Origin of the sequence: Bradyrhizobium ivorense, assembly GCF_900696085.1 — a bacterium.
Lineage (GTDB): Bacteria > Pseudomonadota > Alphaproteobacteria > Rhizobiales > Xanthobacteraceae > Bradyrhizobium > Bradyrhizobium ivorense.
Window position 1 is genome coordinate 573,180 of the sequence record NZ_CAADFC020000016.1, and the last position, 20,353, is coordinate 593,532.

A 20,353-nucleotide genomic window follows, 5' to 3' on the forward strand; every position below is an offset into this window, starting at 1 on the left:
GTCCGGCGCGACACTACCACGCGCGATTCCCTCGTGCGAACGGTGGTCTAAACAACGGGAACGCGCCGGGCGGCGACCGCGGCCGGCGAGATCACCTCGATGTCGAGCGGCACCTGCCAGCGCTCGGTGAAGCGCACCTGCGGCGGCGCATTGCCGGTGCGGCCGCCGGCCAGCACGAAGCCGTCATAGCCCGAATTCATCACCTCGTTGCACTTCTGCACATAGATCGGGAAGCCGCCGATATAGGGCATGAAGACGCGGGGACGGCCGGGGATGTTGGCGCCGACATACCAGGAGCTGCACGTCGAGCGCAGCGACACGGTCGAGACGTCGTTGACATGGGCGACCCAGGCGTCCTCGTCGTCGCGAACCGCTTCGATGGTGCCGGCGCCGATGTCACGCATATGACTGATGCAGTCCGCCAGCCAGTCGACATGCTGCTCGATCGCCTGGATCATGCTGGCCAGCACCGACGGGCTGCCTGGCCCGGTGATCATGAACAGGTTCGGAAAGCCTTCCGAGGCGAGGCCGAGATAGGCGCGCGGGCCGGCGCGCCATTTCTCGGCGAGTGTCTGGCCGCCGCGCCCGGTGATCGCGATCTTGTCGAACGAGCCGGTCATCGCGGCAAAGCCGGTGGCGGAGACGATGGCGTCGAATTGATACTCGGTGCCGTCGACCACAATGCCTTCGGCCGTGAAGCGCTCGATCGGCGCCTTCGACACGTCGACCAGCTTCACATGCGGCAGATTGTAGGTCTGGAAATAGTTGGTATCGACGCAGAGCCGCTTGCAGCCGAACACGTTCTGCGGGCACAGCAGGTCGGCGGTCGCGGGATCCTTGACGATGCCGCGGATCTTGGCGCGCGCGAAATCGGCGACGGTGTCGTTGGCCGCCTTCTCGAACAGCAAATCGCCGAAGGCGCCGAGGAACGGCAGCCCGCCGCGCTCCCATGCCTCCTCATACAGCCGCTCGCGCTCCTCGGCGCTGGCTTGCAGCGCGGGCTGTGCGTTGAACGGAAAATAGAAGCCGGTCGGGCGCGCCCGCGCCTTGGCGCGCAGCTCCGGATAATGCGCCTTGGCTTCCTTCAGATACTCCGCCGACAGCTGCTCGTTCCATGCCGGCACCGACCAGGTCGCGGTGCGCTGGAACACGGTGAGCTGCTCGGCCTGCTGCGCGATGATCGGGATCGACTGGATCGCGGACGAGCCGGTGCCGATCACGCCGACCCGCAGGCCGGTGAAGTCGACCCCCTCATGCGGCCATTCGCCGGTGTGATAGATCGGGCCGCGGAAATCGCTCATGCCGGCAAAGGCCGGACGGTTCGGCGCCGACAGGCAGCCGACCGCCATGATGCAGAATTTTGCGGTGACCCGGTCGCCGCGGTCGGTCTCGATCAGCCAGGTGCCGGCGTCCTCGTCGAACGTCGCCGCGGTGACGCGGGTGTCGAACACGATCTGGCTGCGCAGGTCGAAGCGGTCGGCGACGTGGTTGGCGTAGGCGAGAATTTCGGGCTGCGGAGAATATTTCTCCGACCAGCTCCATTCCTGGTCGAGCTCCTCGGAGAACGAGAACGAATACTGCAGGCTCTCGACGTCGCAGCGCGCGCCGGGATAGCGGTTCCAGTACCAGGTGCCGCCGACGCCGCCGCCGGCCTCGAACACCCGCGCGGTAAAGCCGAGCCCGCGCAGCCGGTGCAGCATGTACATGCCGGCAAAGCCCGCGCCGACTACGATGGCATCGAACGTCCCGGTTTCCGCCGGACGCGCAATGGTGCGCGCGGCACTCTCCTGAGCCATGGCCCGTCTCTTCCCTATGTTTCGTTTGGGCCGCGCCTCGTTGGGCACGGCCATGGAAGATTAAGGCGAGCGCAGCGCGGCCCGCAAGCACGTGCATTGCCGCGTCGGGTATAGCTCCCATGCTGCAACCGGTTCGCAGGTGGCCCGGTACAGTGCCTCAGGTGTAAGCTCTCGCCGACAACAAGGACCAAGTTCCATGAAGAAGGAAGAAGTCGAGGCCATCCTCGACCAAGGCGATCTGGGGCCGATCGAAAACTACCTCGAGGCGGTCGCCACCGAACGCCGTTTGCCCGCCGTTGCTATCGGGATGTGCCTGACCAGGATGGAGGAGGCCGCTCCCGCGCTACGTGCCCTCGTCGCCAGGGCTGCGAACGGCGAGCGGCTGTCCGATGATGAAGCCCAACTGCTGTTTCGGGGTCTGTACATTCTGGGCGGCGCCCGCGATACGCAAGTTTGCAAGGACCTGTTGCGGCTCCTTCGCAGAACCGAAGCCGAGCTCGACGACCTGCTCGGAGATGGCTTGACGCAGGACATGGCACGCATTGTCGCCGGCGTCTTCGACGGTGACGTCGAGGCTCTTTTGAGCCTCGCGACAGATCGGTCAGTTGATCAATTCGTTCGCGACCAGATCTTAAGTGCGGCGGTCTTCCTCACCTGGAATGGAAGTATCGAACGCGATCGGATGCGAGGTCTGCTCGAACGATTCTATCTGGAGAAGCTGGCTGAAGATCAGGACCAGGCCTGGTTTGCCTGGCAACTGGCAATTGCCCTGTTAGGGCTCCGCGACCTGGCATCGCTGGTGCGCCGCGCGGGAGATGAAGGCCGCATACCGGATTGGCTGCGGGAGCGCCGGAGCTTCGAGGACATGCTGGCTGAGGCGGAGCAGCGGCCCGATGACATCGCGCGCTTTGAGGAAATTCGTTTGGGCTACATCGGGGACGTGCTTGAGGCGCTGCAGTGGTCCGCCTACGATGACACTACGGATCAATCATTTGATGACGATTTCGATGCGGAATGGACGCCCACGGAGCCCGTGAGGAATCCCCTCCGCCATGTCGGACGCAACGACCCTTGCCCGTGCGGAAGCGGCAAGAAATACAAGAAATGCTGCCTCGCTGGTCAGGGGTGACGTGCGGCTACGTCGGTTAGCCTGGGCCGGTCGTTCCCCGTATCCAAGCGCCTCTCACTCTAGCCGCTCGACCTTGCGCAGCGACGGGAACAGCTTCATCCAGAGCAGCGCCACCGCGATGGTGCCGAGGCCGCCGATCAGCGCGGCCGGGATGGTGCCGAACAGCGCTGCGGTGATGCCGCTTTCGAACTCGCCGAGCTGGTTGGAGGCGTTGACGAACAGATAGTTCACCGCGCCGACGCGGCCGCGCATCTCGTCCGGCGTCGCCAGCTGCACCAGCGAGACGCGGATCACGACGCTGATGGTGTCGGCGGCGCCCATCGCGGCTAGCGCCAGGGTCGAGAGCCAGATCTCCTTCGACAGCGCGAACACGCAGATCGCGATCCCGAACGCGATCACGCCCTGGAACATGCGCAAGCCGACATGGCGCGAGATCGGATGCCGCGTCAACACGGCGGTCATCACGAGCGCGCCGACCGCGGGCGCAGCGCGCATCACGCCGAGCGCCCAGGGGCCGGCCTGCAGGATGTCGCGGGCATAGATCGGCAGCAGCGCGCTGGCGCCGCCGAGCAGCACCGCGAACAGATCGAGCGAGATGGTGCCGAGGATCGCCGGATTGTCGCGGACGAATTTGACGCCGGCAAACAGCTGATCGAGCGACGGCGGGTCCGGCTCGGCCGCCGGACGTTCCAGCCGGATCGCGCCGCAGAGCACGGCAGCGAGCAGCCAGAATGCCGCCATCACGGCGTAAGGCACCGCCGGCGAAATTGCGTAGGTGAGGCCGCCGATCGCCGGACCCGCGACGATCGAGAATTGCCAGGCGCCGGTCGACAGCGCGGTGGCGCGCTGCAGCTGCCCCTCCGGCGCCACGGCCGGCAGCAGCGCCGAGGCGGCCGGGTCGCCGAACGCCGCCGCGACGCCGAACGTCACCAGCGCCGAGAAGATCTCCAGTACCGTCAAATCGCCGGCAAAGCTGCGCCAGCCGAGATAGGCGGCCGCCAGCCCCTGGATGATCTGGCAGGCCTGCACGACGCGGCGGCGATCGTAGCGATCGGCGGCATGGCCGGCGATGAAGACCAGCAGCGCGCTCGGGATGAACTGCACCAGCCCGACCAGGCCGAGATAGACCGCGCTGCCGGTCAGCGCGTAGACCTGCCAGCCGATCGCGACGGTGGCGATCTGGTAGGCGAATTCGGAGAAGCTGCGCGACGCCACGAACAGCAGGAGCGGCGGATGACGGAACAGATTGTCGGCTGCTGCGGCCTCAGGTTGTGCGGACATGCGTCACGCATGGCGGAGCGCGTGATCCACGTCAACACGCAGGGATTAGACGGACTATAAAATTCGGCTAGAGGCTCAGCCCTCGGTCCTGTTCACCAGGGCGATCAGCTCGTCGCCGTAATGCTCGAGCTTCTTGTCGCCGATGCCGGCGATGTTGCGCAGCTCGTTCAGCGACGCCGGCCGCACCGCGGCGATGCCGTCGATGGTGGAATCGTGCAGCACGACATAGGCCGGCACGCCGCGCTGCCGCGCGATGTCGGAGCGCCAGGCGCGCAGCGCCGCGTGCAGGGCGGGATTGGCGGCGGCGCCCTTGCCGTTGCTGGCGGGTGCGAGCTCGCCGCGGCGCGACTTGTCGCGGATGGCGCGGTTGCGGGCGCCTTCCGGCTGCTCGCGCAGCATCACCTGTGTCTCTCCCTTCAGCACGCCGCGGGCGCTGTCGGTCAGCTTCAGCGCGCCGAAGGCGTCGCTGGCGGCGCGCAGATGGCCCATCGCCACCAGCTGACGCAGCACCGCGCGCCACTGCTTCTCGTTGAGCTCGCGGCCGATGCCGAACACCGACAGCTGGTCGTGGTTGAACTGCTTGACGCGCTCGGTCAGCCGCCCGACCAGCACATCGATCAGGTGCATGGCGCCGAACCGCTGCCCGGTGCGATAGACGCAGGACAGCAGTTTTTGCGCCAGCACCTTGCCGTCGCGCACCCGCGGCGGCGTCAGGCAGTTGTCGCAATTGCCGCAGCTCTCGTCGGCCTGCGTCTCGCCGAAATAGCCGAGCAGGCGCTGCCGCCGGCAATGCACGGTCTCGGCCAGCGCGACCAGCGCGTCGAGCTTGCCGATCGAAACGCGCTTGAAGGCGTCGGAGCCGTTCGACTCGTCGATCATGCGGCGCTGCTGCACGATGTCGGAGAGGCCGTAGGCCATCCATGCGGTCGACGGCTTGCCGTCACGGCCGGCGCGGCCGGTCTCCTGGTAATAGGCCTCGACGCTCTTCGGCAGATCGAGATGCGCGACGAAGCGCACGTCCGGCTTGTCGATGCCCATGCCGAACGCAATGGTGGCGACGATCACGACGCCGTCCTCGTTGATGAAGCGGTCCTGGTGCCGGGCGCGCACGCTTGCATCGAGTCCGGCGTGATAGGGCAATGCCGGGATGCCGGCCTCGGTCAGCGACGCCGCGACGTCCTCGACCTTGGCGCGCGACAGGCAGTACACCACGCCGGCGTCGCCGGCATGCCGCTCCTTGATCAGGTTCTTGAGCTGCGTCACCGCGTTCTGCTTGTCGACGATCTCGTAGCGGATGTTGGGCCGGTCGAAGCTCGCGACGAAGTGCGGCGCGTCGGTGAGTTTCAGCCGTTCGGCGATCTCCTTGCGCGTCATCGCGTCCGCGGTCGCGGTCAGCGCGATGCGCGGCACGTCGGGGAAGCGCTCGGCGAGCACCGAGAGGCCGATATATTCCGGGCGGAAATCATGGCCCCATTGCGAGACGCAATGCGCCTCGTCGATCGCGAACAGCGCGATCTGCGCCTGGCCGATCAGATTGAGGCAGCGCGGCGTCAGCAGCCGCTCCGGGGCGACATAGAGCAGATCGAGATCGCCGGCGAGCAGCCGCCGCTCGACCTCGGACGCTTCCTCATAGCTGAGCGTCGAGTTCAGCACCGCGGCGTTGACGCCGGCCTCGGTCAGGCCCGCGACCTGGTCGCGCATCAGCGCGATCAGCGGCGAGACCACGATGCCGCAGCCGTCGCGCAGCAGCGACGGCAGCTGGTAGCACAGCGACTTGCCGCCGCCGGTCGGCATCAGCACCAGGCAATTGCCGCCCTCGCTGACATGGCGGATGATCTTCTCCTGCGCGCCGCGAAAATCCGGCAGCCCGAACACGTGGTTGAGCACGGACAGCGCATCGCGGGGCGGAGGGGATGCGCGATCGAGGGCTGGCTGGGCGGTCATGATCCCTGAGGTCAACAGGCGGTGATCGGGGTCTTCGGGCCGAACGATACCGGAGCAGATGTGTTAATACACGTCCCAACAACAAACTCAATTCAGGCATGGCCCGTCGGCTGCGGATCATCACAGGCATTGCGGCTGTCGTGCTGGTCGCCGGCGCGGCGGCGGGTTTTGGCGTCGCCTGGCGTCCGTCGATTGCGGCGATCGCGCCGCCGCGGCCCGATACGTTCAATCCGGACCTCGTCAAGCGCGGCCGCGATCTTGCCGCGATCGGCAATTGCAGCACCTGCCATACCGTGCGCGGCGGCGGCAATTATGCCGGCGGCCTGCCGGTTCCGACGCCGTTCGGCACCGTTTTTTCCTCCAACATCACGCCGGATGCCGCGACCGGCATCGGCAGCTGGCCGGAAGCGGCATTCGTCCGGGCGATGCGTTCCGGCGTCAGCCGTGACGGCCGGCATCTTTACCCGACCTTCCCCTATGACCACTTCACCAACGTCTCCGATGCCGATGATCGGGCGCTGTATGCCTTCCTGATGACGCGCCAGCCGGTCAGCGCGTCTCCGCCGGCGAATCAGCTGTCGTTTCCGTTCAATTTCCGGCCGCTGATCACGGGGTGGAAGCTGCTGTATTTTCACGGCGGCGATGTGCCGTCGAACGTGGCCAAGGGCGCGGAGTGGAACCGCGGCGCCTATCTGGTCGAGGGACTGGCGCATTGCGGCGCCTGTCACACCCCGCGCAACGCGCTCGGCGCCGAGCGCGTCAATGCGCAGTTTGCCGGCGGGGAGGTCGACAATTGGCACGCCTACGCGCTGAACGACACCTCGCACGCCCCGGTGCGGTGGACCGCCGACGCGCTGTACGCCTATCTGCGCCATGGCTGGCAGGCGGACCACGGCACCGCGCGCGGGCCGATGGCGGAAGTGGTCAGCAATCTGGCGTCGGTGCCCGACAGCGACGTGCGCGCGATCGCCGCGTACATGGCCGATATCTCGGGCGCGCCGGCGCCGGACGGCAAGCGGCCCGCAGATGCCGTGGCGCAATCGCCCCCGGCGGTTGCGGCACAGGCCGATCCCGCGGGTGCGGCGATCTATGCCGCCGCCTGTGCGTCCTGCCATGAGAGCAAGCGGCCGCTGCCCTATGGCGGCGTCGATCTCGCGCTCAGCACGGCGGTCACCAGTCCCGATCCGCGCAATCTCGCCAACATCGTGCTGGCGGGCGTCGGCGCGGTCGAGGGCGAGCGCAGCCCGATCATGCCGGGCTTTGCGGCCAGCATTGATGACGTGCAGATGGCGGCGTTGCTGAATTATCTGCGCGTTCGCTTCGGCAAGCGGCCGGCCTGGAACGATCTCGACAAGGCCGTGCGCGATGCGCGCGCGGCGCAAGCGGTCTCGGTCGCGGCGCGCGAGGCGCCGGCCGAATCCAGTCAGCGAGGCAAGCCATGATCACGTTGAAGGTCAACGGGCAGGATCATCAGGTCGATGCCGACCCCGATACGCCGCTGCTCTACGTGCTGCGCAACGATCTCGAGCTCAACGCCGCCAAGTTCGGCTGCGGGCTCGGGCAATGCGGCTCCTGCACGGTGATCGTCGACGGCAAGGCGGTGCAGTCCTGCGTCACGCCGCTGGTGCTGCTTGCGGGCAAGCAGGTGACGACGCTCGAAGGGCTCGGCACCCTGGCCGCGCCGGCGCCGATCCAGCGCGCCTTCATCGAGGAGCAGGCGGCGCAATGCGGCTACTGCATCGCCGGGATGATGATGCGGGCGCAGGCGCTCCTCATGCGCAATCCGAAGCCGACCGATGCGCAGATCCGCGCCGAGCTGGAGCCGAACCTCTGCCGTTGCGGCACCCATATGCGCATCCTGCGCGCCGTGCACCGCGCCGCGCGGCTGATGGACACCGCCGATGCGGCGAGCGACAGGAGCGTCCGATGAACGGGCCCGTGATCCTCGACCGCCGCAGCGTGCTGGCCGGCGCCGGCGCGCTGATCGTCAGCTTCTCGCTGCGTGGCGCATCGGCTCAAGAACAGAAGCCGGGCCAGGGGCCAGAGCTGCCCGGCAGCCTCGCCAAATTCCCCTATCTGGATTCCTGGATCCGCATCGATGCCGACGGCCGCATCACCGCCTTCACCGGCAAGGCCGAGCTCGGCCAGGGTTTTCGCACCGCCTTCCAGCAGATCGCGGCCGAGCAGCTCGATGTCGCCTTCGAGGCGGTGAAGATGATCACCGCCGACACCAAGCTGACGGCGAACGAAGGCTACACCTCCGGCAGCCACTCGATGCAGGACAGCGGCACCGCCATCCTGCATGCCGCGGCACAGGCGCGCGGACTGCTGGTGGCGGAAGCCGCACGCCGGCTCGAGCTGCCGGCCGAGACGTTGCGGACGGAAAACGCTGCCGTAGTCGCGCCGGACGGCCGGCGTCTCGGTTACGGCGAGCTTGTCGCGGCGGATATCCTGCACGTCCAGGCGCAGCCGACGTCGCCGCTGAAGGACCCGCAAAACTTCAAGGTGATGGGCCAGCCGGTGCCTCGCGTCGATATTCCGGCCAAGGTCACGGGTGGCGCAGCCTATGTGCAGGACATGCGGCTGCCCGGCATGGTGCATGCGCGGGTGGTGCGGCCGCCGAGCTACGGCGCGGAGCTCGTGGAGCTCGACGCTGCCGCGGTCGAGAAAATGCCCGGCGTGATCCGGATCGTGCGCGACGGCAACTTCCTCGCCGTAGTCGCGGAGAAGGAATTCTTGGCCGTCAAGGCGATGCACGCGCTGGCTGCCGCGGCGAAGTGGCGGGAAAGCGCAAGGCTGCCGAACCAGAACGATCTGCCCAACGTGCTGACCAAATTGCCGTCGCAGGATTTTGCGATCTTTTCGCGCAACGATTCGTCCGTGACCGGAACCAGGACGATCGAGGCGACCTACACGCGGCCTTACCAGTCGCACGGCTCGATCGGGCCATCCTGCGCGGTGGCGCAGTTCGCCGACGGCGCGATGACGGTGTGGACGCATACGCAAGGCGTCTATCCCGACCGCCAGGCGATTGCCGAGATGCTCGGCATGCCGCAGCCGAGCGTGCGCCTGATCCATGTCGAGGGCTCCGGCTGCTACGGCCACAACGGCGCCGACGATGCCGCGGCCGACGCGGCGCTGATCGCGCGGGCGCTGCCCGGGCGTCCGGTGCGGGTGCAGTGGATGCGCGAGCAGGAGCACGGCTGGGAGCCCTATGGCCCGGCGATGGTGACCAGGCTCAGTGCCTCGCTGGACGCGGGCGGCAAGATCGCCGACTGGAATTTTGCGGTGTGGAGCAACACCCATTCGATGCGGCCCGGCGGCGCCGGCGCGCTGCTCGCCGCCCAGCACATGGCGAAGTCGTTCGCGGTGCCTGCGCCAAAACCGCTGCCGCTGCCGGAGGGCGGCGGCGATCGCAACGCGATCCCGATCTACAACTTTCCGAATGCGCATGTGATGCATCATTTCATCGCGGCGATGCCGCTGCGGATCTCGGCGATGCGCGCGCTCGGCGCCTATCACAACGTGTTCTCGCTCGAGAGCTTTATGGACGAGCTGGCGGATCTCGCCGGCGCCGATCCGGTCGAGTTTCGCCTCAAACATCTCGACGATCAGCGCGGCCGCGCCGTGGTCGAGAAGGCCGCCGAGGAGTTCGGCTGGAGCCGCGACCGGAAGGCGCCGCCAAACCGCGGTCATGGTTTTGCATTCGCGCGCTACAAGAATCTCGCCGCCTATTGCGCCATCGCCTCCGAAGTGGAGGTCGATCGCGAGACCGGGCGTGCCCGGCTGGTGCGCGCGGTGGCGGCGGTCGATGCCGGGCAGGTCGTCAATCCGGACGGCATCACCAACCAGATCGAGGGTGCGATCGTGCAGTCGGCGAGCTGGACGCTGTATGAAAGCGTCGCGTTCGACGATACCAGGATCACCAGCATCGACTGGCAGACCTACCCGATCCTGCGCTTCAATGCCGTGCCTGACAGCATCAAGGTCCACATCATCAACCGCCCGGGCCAGCCGTTCCTCGGCAGCGGCGAGACCGGGCAGGGCCCGGCAGCGGCATCGCTTGCCAATGCGATTGCGCACGCGACCGGCAAGCGGCTGCGAGACCTGCCGATCAGCCGCAAGAAGATCAAGGATGCAATCGACGCCTGAGGCCGCTCAGGCGGCGGGAGCGGCCAATTCCGACGGTGGGGCCGGGGGCGGTGTCAGTTCCTCGACCCTGTAATCCTTAGGCAGGTTGATCGGACGATAGCCCGGATCCTTGTCCATGCGCTCCAGCACCGAGCGATGGATCAGCACGCCATCCGGAACCAGCCGCGGTTCGCCCCTCGGCAGATAGAAGCCGAGGAAGGTCTTTCGCTCGGGCCATTCCTTCCATTTGGCGCTCTTCGGAATCCATTCCAGGATTTTCCAGAACCCCGTCAGCGAATTGTGCAACGGCGCGGTCGCGCTCGGCGGCACATATTCGTGCTTGTGCGGCGGCAGCGGCATTCCCCAGGCGAGATGATCGATCAGCGCCTGGTCCATGTGCAGCCCGGCGGACTTGGCCTGCTCGAGCATCCAGATCAGCGGGAATTTTGACGGTCCGCTCTGATCCTCCGGATAGCCGCCGCCGACGTCGGAGTGAACGCCGGCGAACCAGACCTGGCGGATGTCCTGCTCGACCTCGGTCGCGGGATCGAACGGATCGGAACGGAATTTCTGCGGCTCGATCCAGCGGTTGAGGCGGAACATGCGCCGGCGCTCGTCGATCGAGATCGCCTGGCGGAAGCACTTGACGCTGGAATTGGTGCGGGTGAACAGCAGCGTCTGCAGGTCGAACCAGAAATTGTCCTGCCGCGGCACGATGATCGAGGCGACGGTGTCCCAGACGCCGACGAACTCGATGTCGATGTTGCGGCCGCCGGCGATCTGGCTGAAGTGCCAGACCTCCTTGAGCGGGGCCAGATCGAACTTTCCGTCGGAGTCCTGGGCGTCCGAGCTCGCCTTCTTGTAGGTCGAGAACGCGTAGCCCGCGAGGTCGAGCTGGTCGACCGGCAACAGCCCCATCACGTGAACGAAGGCGGCCAGCACCCGCACCGTATAGGCGCCGCGGCTGAAGCCGAACATCCAGACCCGGTCGCCCGGCTCCCACACCCGGCACAGGAACTGGTAGGCGCCGAGCGTGTCCTTGTCGAGACCGGCGCCGAACGCGAGCCCCCACAGGCCGCGAACCTCCTGCTTGAAGCGCCCCCAGGTGTTCTGCAGGCCGATCGTGCCGAGGCCGGGATGATAGTAGATCCGCTGCCGGTCATCCTTGTCGGCGACGCGAAACAGCTTCAGAACGTTGGAAATATTGGCGCCGATCTCGTTGCCGGTGCCGTCGCAGCAAATCACGATGTCCTTCGGCATCCGTTGCCCTCGCGGTCGCCGTGAAATTTTCCGGGTCTATCTAGGGCATAATGCGGGGGAGATTCAATCTCCAATTGAAGACAGTTTGATGTATCCGGCTGGACTTTCGCCAAGCCGAAGCCACGCAACGCCGGCGCCGACAAGCCGCCGTGGCAGTCGGCGGGGCCCCTGCACGATTCTTGGAAATCAATTGCAACGACTCAGAAAAGGTAGGATTCTGGCGAACAATCTCTCTGTATTCAGTTCATATTTTTCTCGTTTCGGAGACTGCGCCGGTGCATGCGATCGTCTTGCGCGCGGATGTCCGCGATACGTTCGGCCCGCTCAGGGGCGGACCGGCATGAGCCACGAAACCATTGTCACGGTCATCCTCGCGGCCCTGGTCGCGATCGCATTCGGCCTGTTCTGGTGGGTCGGTACATACTCCGATCGGGTCTTCGCAAAACGGTTCCGCTCCCGCTTTCCCGAGAAGACGCTGAGCTACACCGCCAATCAGCTCGGCGAGCTCGTCACGTCAGATCTGCGGATGAAGTATGTGTTTCCGATCCTGTTCCCGCTCGATCTGATCGTGATGCTGGCGCTCGCCGGCGCGATGGGCGCCGCATCGTCGCACTGGATCGGCCGGCTCTATCCGTCGTTCGCGTGGCTCGGACTGCTGGTGCCGGCGGTGTATCTGCTCAGCGACCTGATCGAGGATTGCCTGCTGGCGTGGCTGTTGCTGCGCGGTGATCCGAACGAAGCGGCGCGGTCCGTCCCGAAGCTGAAGGCGATCACGACGATCAAGCTCGTCAGCATCTCCGCTGCGATCGCGCTGACGCTGATCTCGTTCGTGGGCTGGCTATTCCGCCACGCGCTACCGATGGCGGCCGCGTCCTGATGCGTGATGAGACTAGGTCGAGCTGGAGCGGCGTCGACGGTTCACCTCTCCCTTGGGAGAGGTCGATTTGCGTAGCAAATCGGGTGAGGGGTTACGGTCTATCGAGAGAGCAAGAGCCCTCACCCGGCGCTTCGCGCCGACCTCTCCCCAGCGGGGAGAGGTGGACCGAACTCGCGGTCAAACCGATTCAACCTAACTTCATCCCGCTCTAGATCACTGATACGTCGCGACGATGTCCGACACCGCGCGCTCGAGCTGCTTGGCGGTGGCGCATTGGCGCACCACGGTGCAGAAGGTCGCGTAGCGCGGCATCTCGGAATCGCCAAAGCCCCAGGTCATGCGGCCCTCGGGGTTGAGCCACACCAGCCGCTTCGAGCGTTCGTCGATCCGGCGCAAAATGTCGGCGCGCGGATCGAGATTGTTGCTGCGGGCGTCGCCGAGCACGATCACGGTGGTCTGCGGCGTGATCGTGTTCATCCACTCATGCTCGAAATCGGCGAACGAGTTGCCGTAGTCGGACGAGCCGAAGCCGACCTTGGACATGATTTCCTTCATCGCCTCCTCCGGCGATTTCTTCGCGAGGATGTCGCTGACCTCGATCAGATGGCCGGAGAAGGCGAACGAGCGGACGTCGTCGACCACCTCGTGCAGGCTGTGGATCAAGAGCAGGAAGAAATCCGAGACGCGGGCGACCGAGCCCGAGACGTCGCACAGCGCCACGATCTTCGGCCGGTCGCGATGCTTGCGCTTCCAGGCGGTGAGGAACGGCACGCCGCCCCAGGCCGCGTTGCGCCTGAGCGTACGGCGGACGTCGAGATGGCCGCGGCGCTGGCGCTTGCGCGGCTTCGAATAGCGCTCGCGCAGGCGGCGCGCGATCTGGCGGATCAGGCTCCGCATCTGCTCGACCTGGCGCGGCTCGATTCGGGCCAGCGGCGCATTGCGCAAAATCTCGTTGCGCAGGTTCTCGGTTTCCTCGCGCCCGTACAGCAGCAAGGCTTGCGAGACGGCGTCGCGGACGGTGCCGCGCAGGCCGGTGAGCGCGTCCTGCAGCCGCTCGGCGACCGCCGGGTTGCGCGCGGTCATATTGTCGATGTCGTCGCGCAGGCGCTGGATGCCCATCGCGTCGAGGATGCGGGTCAGGAAGATGCCGCGCTGGGTGAAGTAGCGGATGTCTGACAATGACGCCGCGCCCGAGGCGTTGGCGATCGCGGTCGAGATCGCGGTGCGGTCCTGCGACAGCAGCATCTGCGCCAGCGGCCCGACGTTCTCGCTCTCCGCGCCGCCGGAGCTGTCGCCATGGCCGTCGGCTTGCGGATTGCCGCCCGACTGGTTCTGGTCGTCCGCTTTCTGCTGCTCCGAGGTCTCCTGCTGCGGCTCGGGCTGGCTGAAGAACAGGTCGAAGCAGTCGCCGAGCGCGCGCTTCTCGTCCTGGGTCTTGGCCAGCGTCAACAGAAACGTGTCGCGCAGCACGGCGCGGTCGGCAAAGCCGACCTGGGCGACCGCGCGCATCGCATCGATGCTTTCCGCGGGCGAGACCCGGACCCCGGCTCCCCGCGCCGCACGAAAGAAGCGATGCAGGTTCTCGCGCATGTTGCTCTAGCTAAAAACGCCCTGGCGCGACGCCTTGGCGATGAAGGCGGAGATCTGCGGCGTCGCGGCCTCGATGTCAGCCTCGTATTTCAACAGCACGTTGAGCGTGTCCCTGACGATCTCGTGGTCGAGTTCGCTCGCCTGCAGCAGCACCAGCACACGCGCCCAGTCGATCGCCTCGCTCACCGACGGCAGCTTCTTCAGATCGAGCGAGCGGATCTCGTGGATGAAGCCGACCATCTGCTTGCGCAAGGTCTGCGAGATGCCGGGCACCCGGCTCTCGACGATGCGCTCTTCCAGCCGCTGCTCGGGGAAGCCGATATGCAGATGCAGGCAGCGCCGCTTCAGGGCGTCGCCGAGGTCGCGCTCGCTGTTCGAGGTCAGGATCACGGTCGGCGGCGCCACTGCGGCGACGGTGCCGAGTTCGGGGATGGTGACCTGGAAGTCGGAGAGGATTTCCAGCAGCAGCGATTCGAACTCGGCGTCCGACTTGTCGATCTCGTCGATCAAGAGCACGCAGCCATTGGGCTGCTCCAGCGCCTGCAGCAGCGGCCGCGGCTCGACGAACTCCTTGGAGAAGAACACGTCGCCGAATGTGTGCAACTGGTCGAGCGCGGCGCCTAACGTCTGCGCGCCGCCGAGCACTTCGCCGAGCTTATCCTTCAGGATCTGGGTGTAGAGCAGCTGCTTTGCATACTTCCACTCATACAGCGCCTTGGCTTCGTCGAGGCCTTCGTAGCATTGCAGGCGGATCATCTTCATGCCGCGCCAGGCGGCGATCGCCTTCGCGAGCTCGGTCTTGCCGACGCCGGCGGGACCCTCGACCAGGATCGGCTTGTCGATCTGCTGCGACAGGTAGACCGCGGTCGCGATCTGCCGGCTCGCAATATAGCCTTGCGCGGCAAGGCCGCTTTCCACGGCCTCGATCGAGGCGGTGGGCCTGGTGTCAGCCACGAGGATCAGCTCCGAATTTGCCTTATTCAGACCTGTTCTGCGCCCGTTGCGGGCAAAGCACAAGGCTCGTTTGGCCCGCAAAGCCATCGGCTTAGCGCATGGTTCGGGGGTATTCCGCCGAGCGGAAGTGGCTAGCCCGTAGCCCGGATGGAGCGCAGCGTAATCCGGGACAGACCATCCGCGGAGAGACTTCCCCGGATTGCGCTCCGCTCCATCCGGGCTACGAAACGACGAAGCGGGCCTTATCTCAGCTTCAGCCCGGTCGCGGCCTCGAGCTCACCGATCGCCTGTGCGGCGTTCAGCACCTTGATCGTGGTCATGCCCATCTCGCGCGCCGGCTTCAGGTTGACGCCGAGATCGTCGAGATAGACGCAGTGCTTCGGATTCACGCCCAGCGTCTCCACCATCATCCGGTAGATGCGCGGGTCGGGCTTGCGCAAGCCGATCTTGGCCGACTCGATCACGTGGTCGAACAGCGCCATCACCTCGGCGACATAGAGCGTGCGGCCGCTGCGGCTGCCGATTGCGTTGGCCGGCAGATTGTTGGTGATGCAGCCGGTCTTGCAGGTCGCCTTGATCCGCTTCAGCGCTTCCACCATCTCGGGGCGCAGATCGCCGGACAGCAGCGGCAGCACGTCCTTGCCGCGGATTTCGGCGCCGAGCGCCTTCGATTCCGCGGCGAACAGCTCGTCGAAGGCGTCGATATCGATCTCGGCACGCTCGAATTTCGCCCAGGCGTTTTCGAGATGGTTGGCGGCGTTGGTGCGGCGGATGATGTCGGCGGGCAGGCCGCGCTCGGTCTCGTAGCGCATGAACGCCTCGAACGGCGAGGTGGTCAAGACGCCGCCAAAATCCCAGATCACTGCCTCGATCATCAAAATCCTGCCCGTTGCAAAGCGGTGGCATCGCCTCGGCTGCTCACGGAGACAGGGCGCGCGTCCCGCCTTCTTATTGGAATTGCAGCCAATCAGGCAAGCCGCCAAAGCGCGATGAGATTGGTCGAATCGTCATCGTGCTTTAGCGCTTTGATTGAGCATGATCTTTTCGGAAAACCGCTTCGCACTGTTCCGGATCATGCTGCATTCTGCGGCAAACTCCGTCACGCGGAACGGGCTTACCAGACCATCGGCACCAGCCGGTAGCGCACCCGCGCAAGGTAGTCGGCATAGCCGTCGAGCTCGGCGGTGAGCATCCGCTCCTCCATCATCGACCGCAGGCCGAGCAGCGCCGCCATGACAGGCACGATGGCAAGGCCATACCAGGAGCCGAGCAACAGCGGCGTACCGACATAGGTCAAAAGGCCGCCGGCGTAGATCGGGTGCCGGACATAGGCGTAGGGCCCCGTGGTCACCGCAGCATGTCCGCGCTCGCGCTGGATCTTCACGACCGGCGCGGCGTAGCTGTTTTCCCGATAGGTCCGGTAGACGATGATGAACGACGCCGCGATCATCAGCGCGCCGGCGCATTGCACGGAGCCGGGGACGAACGATGTCTGGTAGCGTGCCGCGTCGAGCGCCATCAGCGGCAACCAGGCGAGCCACAGCAGCGGCATCATCGAGGTGATGACGCGATCCCATCCAGCCTGGCCGCGCGATGTGCGCCGCTCGGCCAGCAGCGCCGGATCGTGCTTGGCAAGCCAGGCCTCGGTGAGCAGTCCGCCGATCGCGATCTCGAGCAGGAAGACCCAGCCGCCAGCCCACCGCACGGTGCCTGCGGCGAGGAAAAGCAGCGCCGCGAGCCCCGCGAACGAGCCCGCGGCGCGGAGGAGATTCGGGCGGCAGGGATGATCGCTTGGGTCCATGTCTCGCATCCTCGATGAACGGCAACGGCCGCCGCCGGATCCGGCGGCCATTGCTGCCTGTGGAGCCGCTTCACCGTTTTCGCACGTGCGTGCGCAGCGGATCGCGTTCAGCGCGACCAGTTTCGCGCCTGTCCGGAATAGACTTTGCTCGCAAGCCCGCGGGCCACCGGATCGAGCAGGATCCGCATCGCGGTGTTGAGCCGCGCTTCCGCATGTGGCGATCCGTCGTGGCGCAATTGCTGCGGAGCGCCGCCGGTCTGCGGCGGCGCCATGTAGAGCGACGCGGTCGCGGGAACACTGGTGGCGGCCTGCGGGCGGGCCACATAGGCGGCCTCCATCGGGCGCCGTGCCTCGGCATAGCTTGAGGCCGATTCCGTCGCGGCTGGCGGCGGTGCGCCGTCGGATCCGGATTTGCGGGGCGATTTTGCCATGGCATCGACTCCATAGGTTGGGTGATGACGACGTCAGGACGCGTCCTCGTCGGACGTCGTGCGATTGGCGATGATCGGGTTGCGGTCGCTGATCGCCGCGAGCAGCGAGGCGTGGCTCACGACCGACGATACCACGATCTTGTCGGGCGGTTGAATCGGGCGGCCGTTCTGCTGCGGGCTGCGCGCGGTGGATTTCTGCATCATGTCGATCTCCTCTGGCAAAGGTGGGGCCCGACAGCGCCGGGCCCCGGGAGTTGGCGGATCAGATACCGAATGCGCCGAGGACGCCGGGCAGGGCGTGCACGACCCCACCGAGGATGTCCTGCCAGCCCTGCGGGTTGACCGACCCGTTGGTCGCCACGTCGGTAATCCGCTTCGGACCGCGCTCGATGCCCTCACACTGGATCGGGCTACGCACGCTGCCGAAAGTCTCAAAGTCGTTCCTTGCGTACATGTTCAGCTCCTTCTTACGGTTTGAATTGACGGCAGCTACGGGAGGTGGGCACCGACCGGGGCAGCCGTCGCTGGACGTCGCCCAGGGGATCGCTCACATCGGGTCGATCCCCTGGACCACGTGACGCCAATTCGCGCCACGTTCTGATCTCCTCCGGACGCAGAGGAGCAATCGCGTCAATAGACCTGCCACTGCCGCAGCGGTCCGACCGCAACCGGCACCACGTCGCTCACGTCGATCGTGTACTGATAGACCTCGCGCGCCTGGGTCAGGACCTGCGTCGGATTGAAGAAGCGGTAGGTGACGTCGTGACAGATCGACTCCGGGCGGCAGATCACGCTCTTGTCGACTTCGACGGAGTCGAGCCGCAGGCCCTTCTTGGCGACGTCGGCGAAGATTTTTCGCGTGTTGTAGGCATTCATCGCCGAATAGTTCAGCGCGCGGTCCTGCGGCGAGAGGCCGACATTGCGGAACTCGTTGTAGATCCGCTCGAGGAAGCCCTCGGCGCCTGCGGGCCAGTTGTCGGGGTCGGGTCCGAACAGCGTGTACAGATCCCACTGGTAGAAGCCGCGCCAGTCGGTCACCAGCGTCGGCACCACGGTCCCGTTCAGCAGCTTGGTCGTGTCGGCGCTGTCGACCCAGCCGGCCATCGAGACCCGGGCAACGCCGCCGCGCCCCGGGAACGCGGACGGTGACGGCGGCGTGTCGTCGCCGGTGCGCGCCAGCGGCACCACGGTCCGCGTGGTGGCGGGATCCTCGTGCGAGACTTCCTGATGCCAGAGCGCCAGGATCAGGGCGACGAAGAACCCGAGGCCGAAGACATCGAGCGGCTTGACCGCATAGATCGGGATCGAATCGATCGTCAGCGTCCAGATGATGGCGTCGGCGTCCGGGAAGTTGTTGCCGAGGCCAGTGGGCGTCTGTGCCTCGCCCTCGGGCTGGTTCAGCAGATAGCGCGCCATGATCGCCGGATTGTACGGCGCCGAGGTGTCGCCGGAACGATCGCGGTCCGGTCCGAACATCGGATCGCCGCGTCCGATCAGGCTGTCGCGCCAGCCGGCGATCGCCTGCACGAAGTAGTCGAGGCGGGCTTCCTTGCCGAAATCGTAGAACAGCCTGCCGATCGGGAAGGCGAGCTGGCCGGTGGATTCGGCCGCGGCGCTCTGCGGGCGCAGACCGCCGCCGCAGCCGCAGCTCTTCGCGCTGGTCCGGACCGCAGGTGCTTCGTACATCGGCAGTGCCTGAGGCGTCGCGACGGGAAACGCGTTGTTCGGCATCAGCGCGGGAAGCTGCTGCGGCTGCAGCCAGGCTTGCGGGGCCATGCCGGGCGCCGGCATCACCATCTGTGGCATCATCTGCGGCATCATCATTGGCGGCATTGCCATTTGCGGCGCCGGTGTCGGCATCCACACCATGTCGCCGCCGGCATGCGGGGCGTGATAGGCATAGGGCGCGGGCGCCGCGATCGGTGCGGCGATGGCGCCTTGCTCAACGGGAGCCGCTACGGCCACCGGTGCCGGCGCTGCGGCCGGCTGGGCCTCGCTTGGCATGACTGCGGCGCTGCTTCGCAGGACCGAGCCGTCCGGCCCGTAAATGCGCGGAGCCGATGGTGCAGATGTCGCTGATAGATCTCCCATGGAACCCTCTCTGGTTGCAGTTGGCTGAGCGGCGGATGACGGTTGGACGAAAGGGCGCGCGGACACTCCCCAGAAACGAGGAGGCGCGGCCGTGGCACCCGACGGCATGACGGCGTCCGCCCGCTCGCCAAGCAGGGCGGCGACAGCCGCGGGAATATCGAGACGTCCGGCAAGGCAGCGCGTGGCGCTGCCTTCGTTGCGGCAGGGCGCCGCGCTCTCCAGCAGCGCAGCGCGGACGGCTTGCGGATCGGCCTTGCGCCCGCTGCGGCGCAGGCATGAGAGCAGCAGGGCGACGACGCCGGTGACGATCGGTGCCGCGAAGCTCGTTCCCGAGCGCAAGCTGACATTGCGCACCGGCGAGGCGCCGGCGACGTTCTCGCCCGGCGCGAGGAGGCCGTTCTCGAGATAGGCATCGCCGAAATTGCTGAACGGCAGCGGATTGCCGGCGAGATCGCAGGCGCCGACGGCAAGCACCGAGCCGAGGCTGCCCGGCACCTGCACGCAGCGGCAGCCGTCATTGCCGGCGGCGGCGACGATAAGTCTGCCGGCGCGCTCGCAGGCGCGGACCGCGTCGACGAGAATGCGATCGGCCTGACCCGTCGCGGATTGCTGGCCGCTCGAGATGTTGATGACGTCAGCGCCGGCGGCGAGCGCCTGGTTGATCGCAAGCGCCAATGTGCTTTGCGACGACGGCTCGATCTGGCCGGCCGCATTCTCGCGATAGATCGAGAACACGGTCGCGCTGCAATTCGGCGCCACACCGAGCACCGGGCTGCCGGGCGTGCCCATCAGAACGCTCGTGACATGCGTGCCGTGCTCGGACTGGATGGGCGATGCGGACGGCGCGACGAAATGGCCGCCCATTGCGACGTGGGCCTGGCTGAGCGAAGGATGATTGAGATCGACCGGCCCGTCGATGATCGCGATCCTCACCGCGGGGTCGCCGCCCGACGCGCGCTGCCACAAGGCAGACAGACCAGCGATGTCGGCAACAGGATTCATGCAATATATCCCGACCGGCCTGCCGCCAATATCGGCAGCCGATTCGTATGTCGCGGCAATCTGCAC

General features: G+C 66.4%; 17 protein-coding genes. 5 read left to right on the plus strand and 12 right to left on the minus strand.

Translation table 11 applies throughout. From position 1 onward, the window contains the following. Window positions 1-47: 47 nt before the first annotated feature. Window positions 48-1,796: a flavin-containing monooxygenase gene (locus CI41S_RS22580; RefSeq protein WP_139861634.1), complete on the minus strand. Its 1,749-nt coding sequence runs from the start codon at window positions 1,794-1,796 to the stop codon at window positions 48-50. A 196-nt stretch (window positions 1,797-1,992) separates the two neighbouring features. Here CI41S_RS22580 and CI41S_RS22585 point away from each other — a divergent pair, with 196 nt between their 5' ends. Further along, on the plus strand, window positions 1,993-2,925 hold the full coding sequence (locus CI41S_RS22585; RefSeq protein ID WP_139861635.1) for a DUF1186 domain-containing protein: 933 nt from the start codon (window positions 1,993-1,995) through the stop codon (window positions 2,923-2,925). A gap of 54 nt (window positions 2,926-2,979) precedes the next feature. On the opposite strand, the gene CI41S_RS22590 is transcribed toward CI41S_RS22585, so the two are convergent. Continuing rightward, on the minus strand, window positions 2,980-4,206 hold the full coding sequence (locus CI41S_RS22590) for an MFS transporter (RefSeq protein ID WP_139861636.1): 1,227 nt from the start codon (window positions 4,204-4,206) through the stop codon (window positions 2,980-2,982). Window positions 4,207-4,281: 75 nt separating this feature from the next. Then, window positions 4,282-6,150 carry a DNA helicase RecQ gene (gene recQ, locus CI41S_RS22595; protein WP_139861637.1) on the minus strand — a complete coding sequence of 623 codons (1,869 nt, stop codon included), beginning with the start codon at window positions 6,148-6,150 and terminating at the stop codon, window positions 4,282-4,284. A 98-nt stretch (window positions 6,151-6,248) separates the two neighbouring features. Between recQ and CI41S_RS22600 the strand changes: the two genes are divergently transcribed. Genes CI41S_RS22600 through CI41S_RS22610 form a run of 3 tightly spaced genes read left to right on the plus strand, consistent with a single transcriptional unit; the run spans window position 6,249 to window position 10,302 of the window. Beyond that, window positions 6,249-7,592, plus strand: coding sequence for a c-type cytochrome (locus tag CI41S_RS22600; RefSeq protein WP_139861638.1), 1,344 nt, complete (start codon window positions 6,249-6,251; stop codon window positions 7,590-7,592). Continuing rightward, window positions 7,589-8,080: a (2Fe-2S)-binding protein gene (locus CI41S_RS22605; protein ID WP_139861639.1), complete on the plus strand. Its 492-nt coding sequence runs from the start codon at window positions 7,589-7,591 to the stop codon at window positions 8,078-8,080. The genes CI41S_RS22600 and CI41S_RS22605 overlap by 4 nt, the downstream gene beginning before the upstream one ends. Then, the gene (locus CI41S_RS22610; protein WP_139861640.1) at window positions 8,077-10,302 is read left to right on the plus strand and encodes a xanthine dehydrogenase family protein molybdopterin-binding subunit; all 2,226 of its coding nucleotides are present in this window, start codon (window positions 8,077-8,079) and stop codon (window positions 10,300-10,302) included. The genes CI41S_RS22605 and CI41S_RS22610 overlap by 4 nt, the downstream gene beginning before the upstream one ends. 6 nt (window positions 10,303-10,308) lie before the next feature. Here CI41S_RS22610 and CI41S_RS22615 read toward each other — a convergent pair whose 3' ends face one another. Beyond that, complete coding sequence (locus tag CI41S_RS22615) at window positions 10,309-11,541, minus strand: T6SS phospholipase effector Tle1-like catalytic domain-containing protein (RefSeq protein WP_139861641.1); 1,233 nt, start codon at window positions 11,539-11,541, stop codon at window positions 10,309-10,311. 340 nt (window positions 11,542-11,881) lie between these two features. On the opposite strand from CI41S_RS22615, the gene CI41S_RS22620 reads away from it, so the two are divergent. Further along, window positions 11,882-12,418, plus strand: coding sequence for a hypothetical protein (locus CI41S_RS22620; RefSeq protein WP_139861642.1), 537 nt, complete (start codon window positions 11,882-11,884; stop codon window positions 12,416-12,418). 213 nt (window positions 12,419-12,631) lie between these two features. Here CI41S_RS22620 and CI41S_RS22625 read toward each other — a convergent pair whose 3' ends face one another. From CI41S_RS22625 to CI41S_RS22655, 8 genes are all read right to left on the minus strand, one after another. After that, window positions 12,632-14,008 (minus strand): vWA domain-containing protein, encoded by a 1,377-nt coding sequence (locus CI41S_RS22625; protein ID WP_139861643.1) that lies wholly within the window; start codon window positions 14,006-14,008, stop codon window positions 12,632-12,634. A 6-nt stretch (window positions 14,009-14,014) separates the two neighbouring features. Continuing rightward, complete coding sequence (locus CI41S_RS22630; RefSeq protein ID WP_139479801.1) at window positions 14,015-14,962, minus strand: AAA family ATPase; 948 nt, start codon at window positions 14,960-14,962, stop codon at window positions 14,015-14,017. A gap of 242 nt (window positions 14,963-15,204) precedes the next feature. Continuing rightward, complete coding sequence (locus CI41S_RS22635) at window positions 15,205-15,837, minus strand: HAD-IA family hydrolase (RefSeq protein WP_172628142.1); 633 nt, start codon at window positions 15,835-15,837, stop codon at window positions 15,205-15,207. A 239-nt stretch (window positions 15,838-16,076) separates the two neighbouring features. Then, complete coding sequence (locus CI41S_RS22640) at window positions 16,077-16,763, minus strand: methyltransferase family protein (protein ID WP_139861645.1); 687 nt, start codon at window positions 16,761-16,763, stop codon at window positions 16,077-16,079. 107 nt (window positions 16,764-16,870) lie between these two features. Further along, window positions 16,871-17,194, minus strand: a complete 324-nt coding sequence (locus CI41S_RS22645) for a hypothetical protein (protein ID WP_139861646.1) — start codon at window positions 17,192-17,194, stop codon at window positions 16,871-16,873. A 33-nt stretch (window positions 17,195-17,227) separates the two neighbouring features. Then, on the minus strand, window positions 17,228-17,398 hold the full coding sequence (locus tag CI41S_RS43610; RefSeq protein WP_172626603.1) for a hypothetical protein: 171 nt from the start codon (window positions 17,396-17,398) through the stop codon (window positions 17,228-17,230). 58 nt (window positions 17,399-17,456) lie between these two features. Next, complete coding sequence (locus tag CI41S_RS22650) at window positions 17,457-17,648, minus strand: hypothetical protein (protein WP_139479797.1); 192 nt, start codon at window positions 17,646-17,648, stop codon at window positions 17,457-17,459. 176 nt (window positions 17,649-17,824) lie between these two features. Further along, complete coding sequence (locus tag CI41S_RS22655; protein ID WP_139861647.1) at window positions 17,825-20,287, minus strand: S8 family serine peptidase; 2,463 nt, start codon at window positions 20,285-20,287, stop codon at window positions 17,825-17,827. Between the last annotated feature and the right edge of the window lie 66 nt (window positions 20,288-20,353).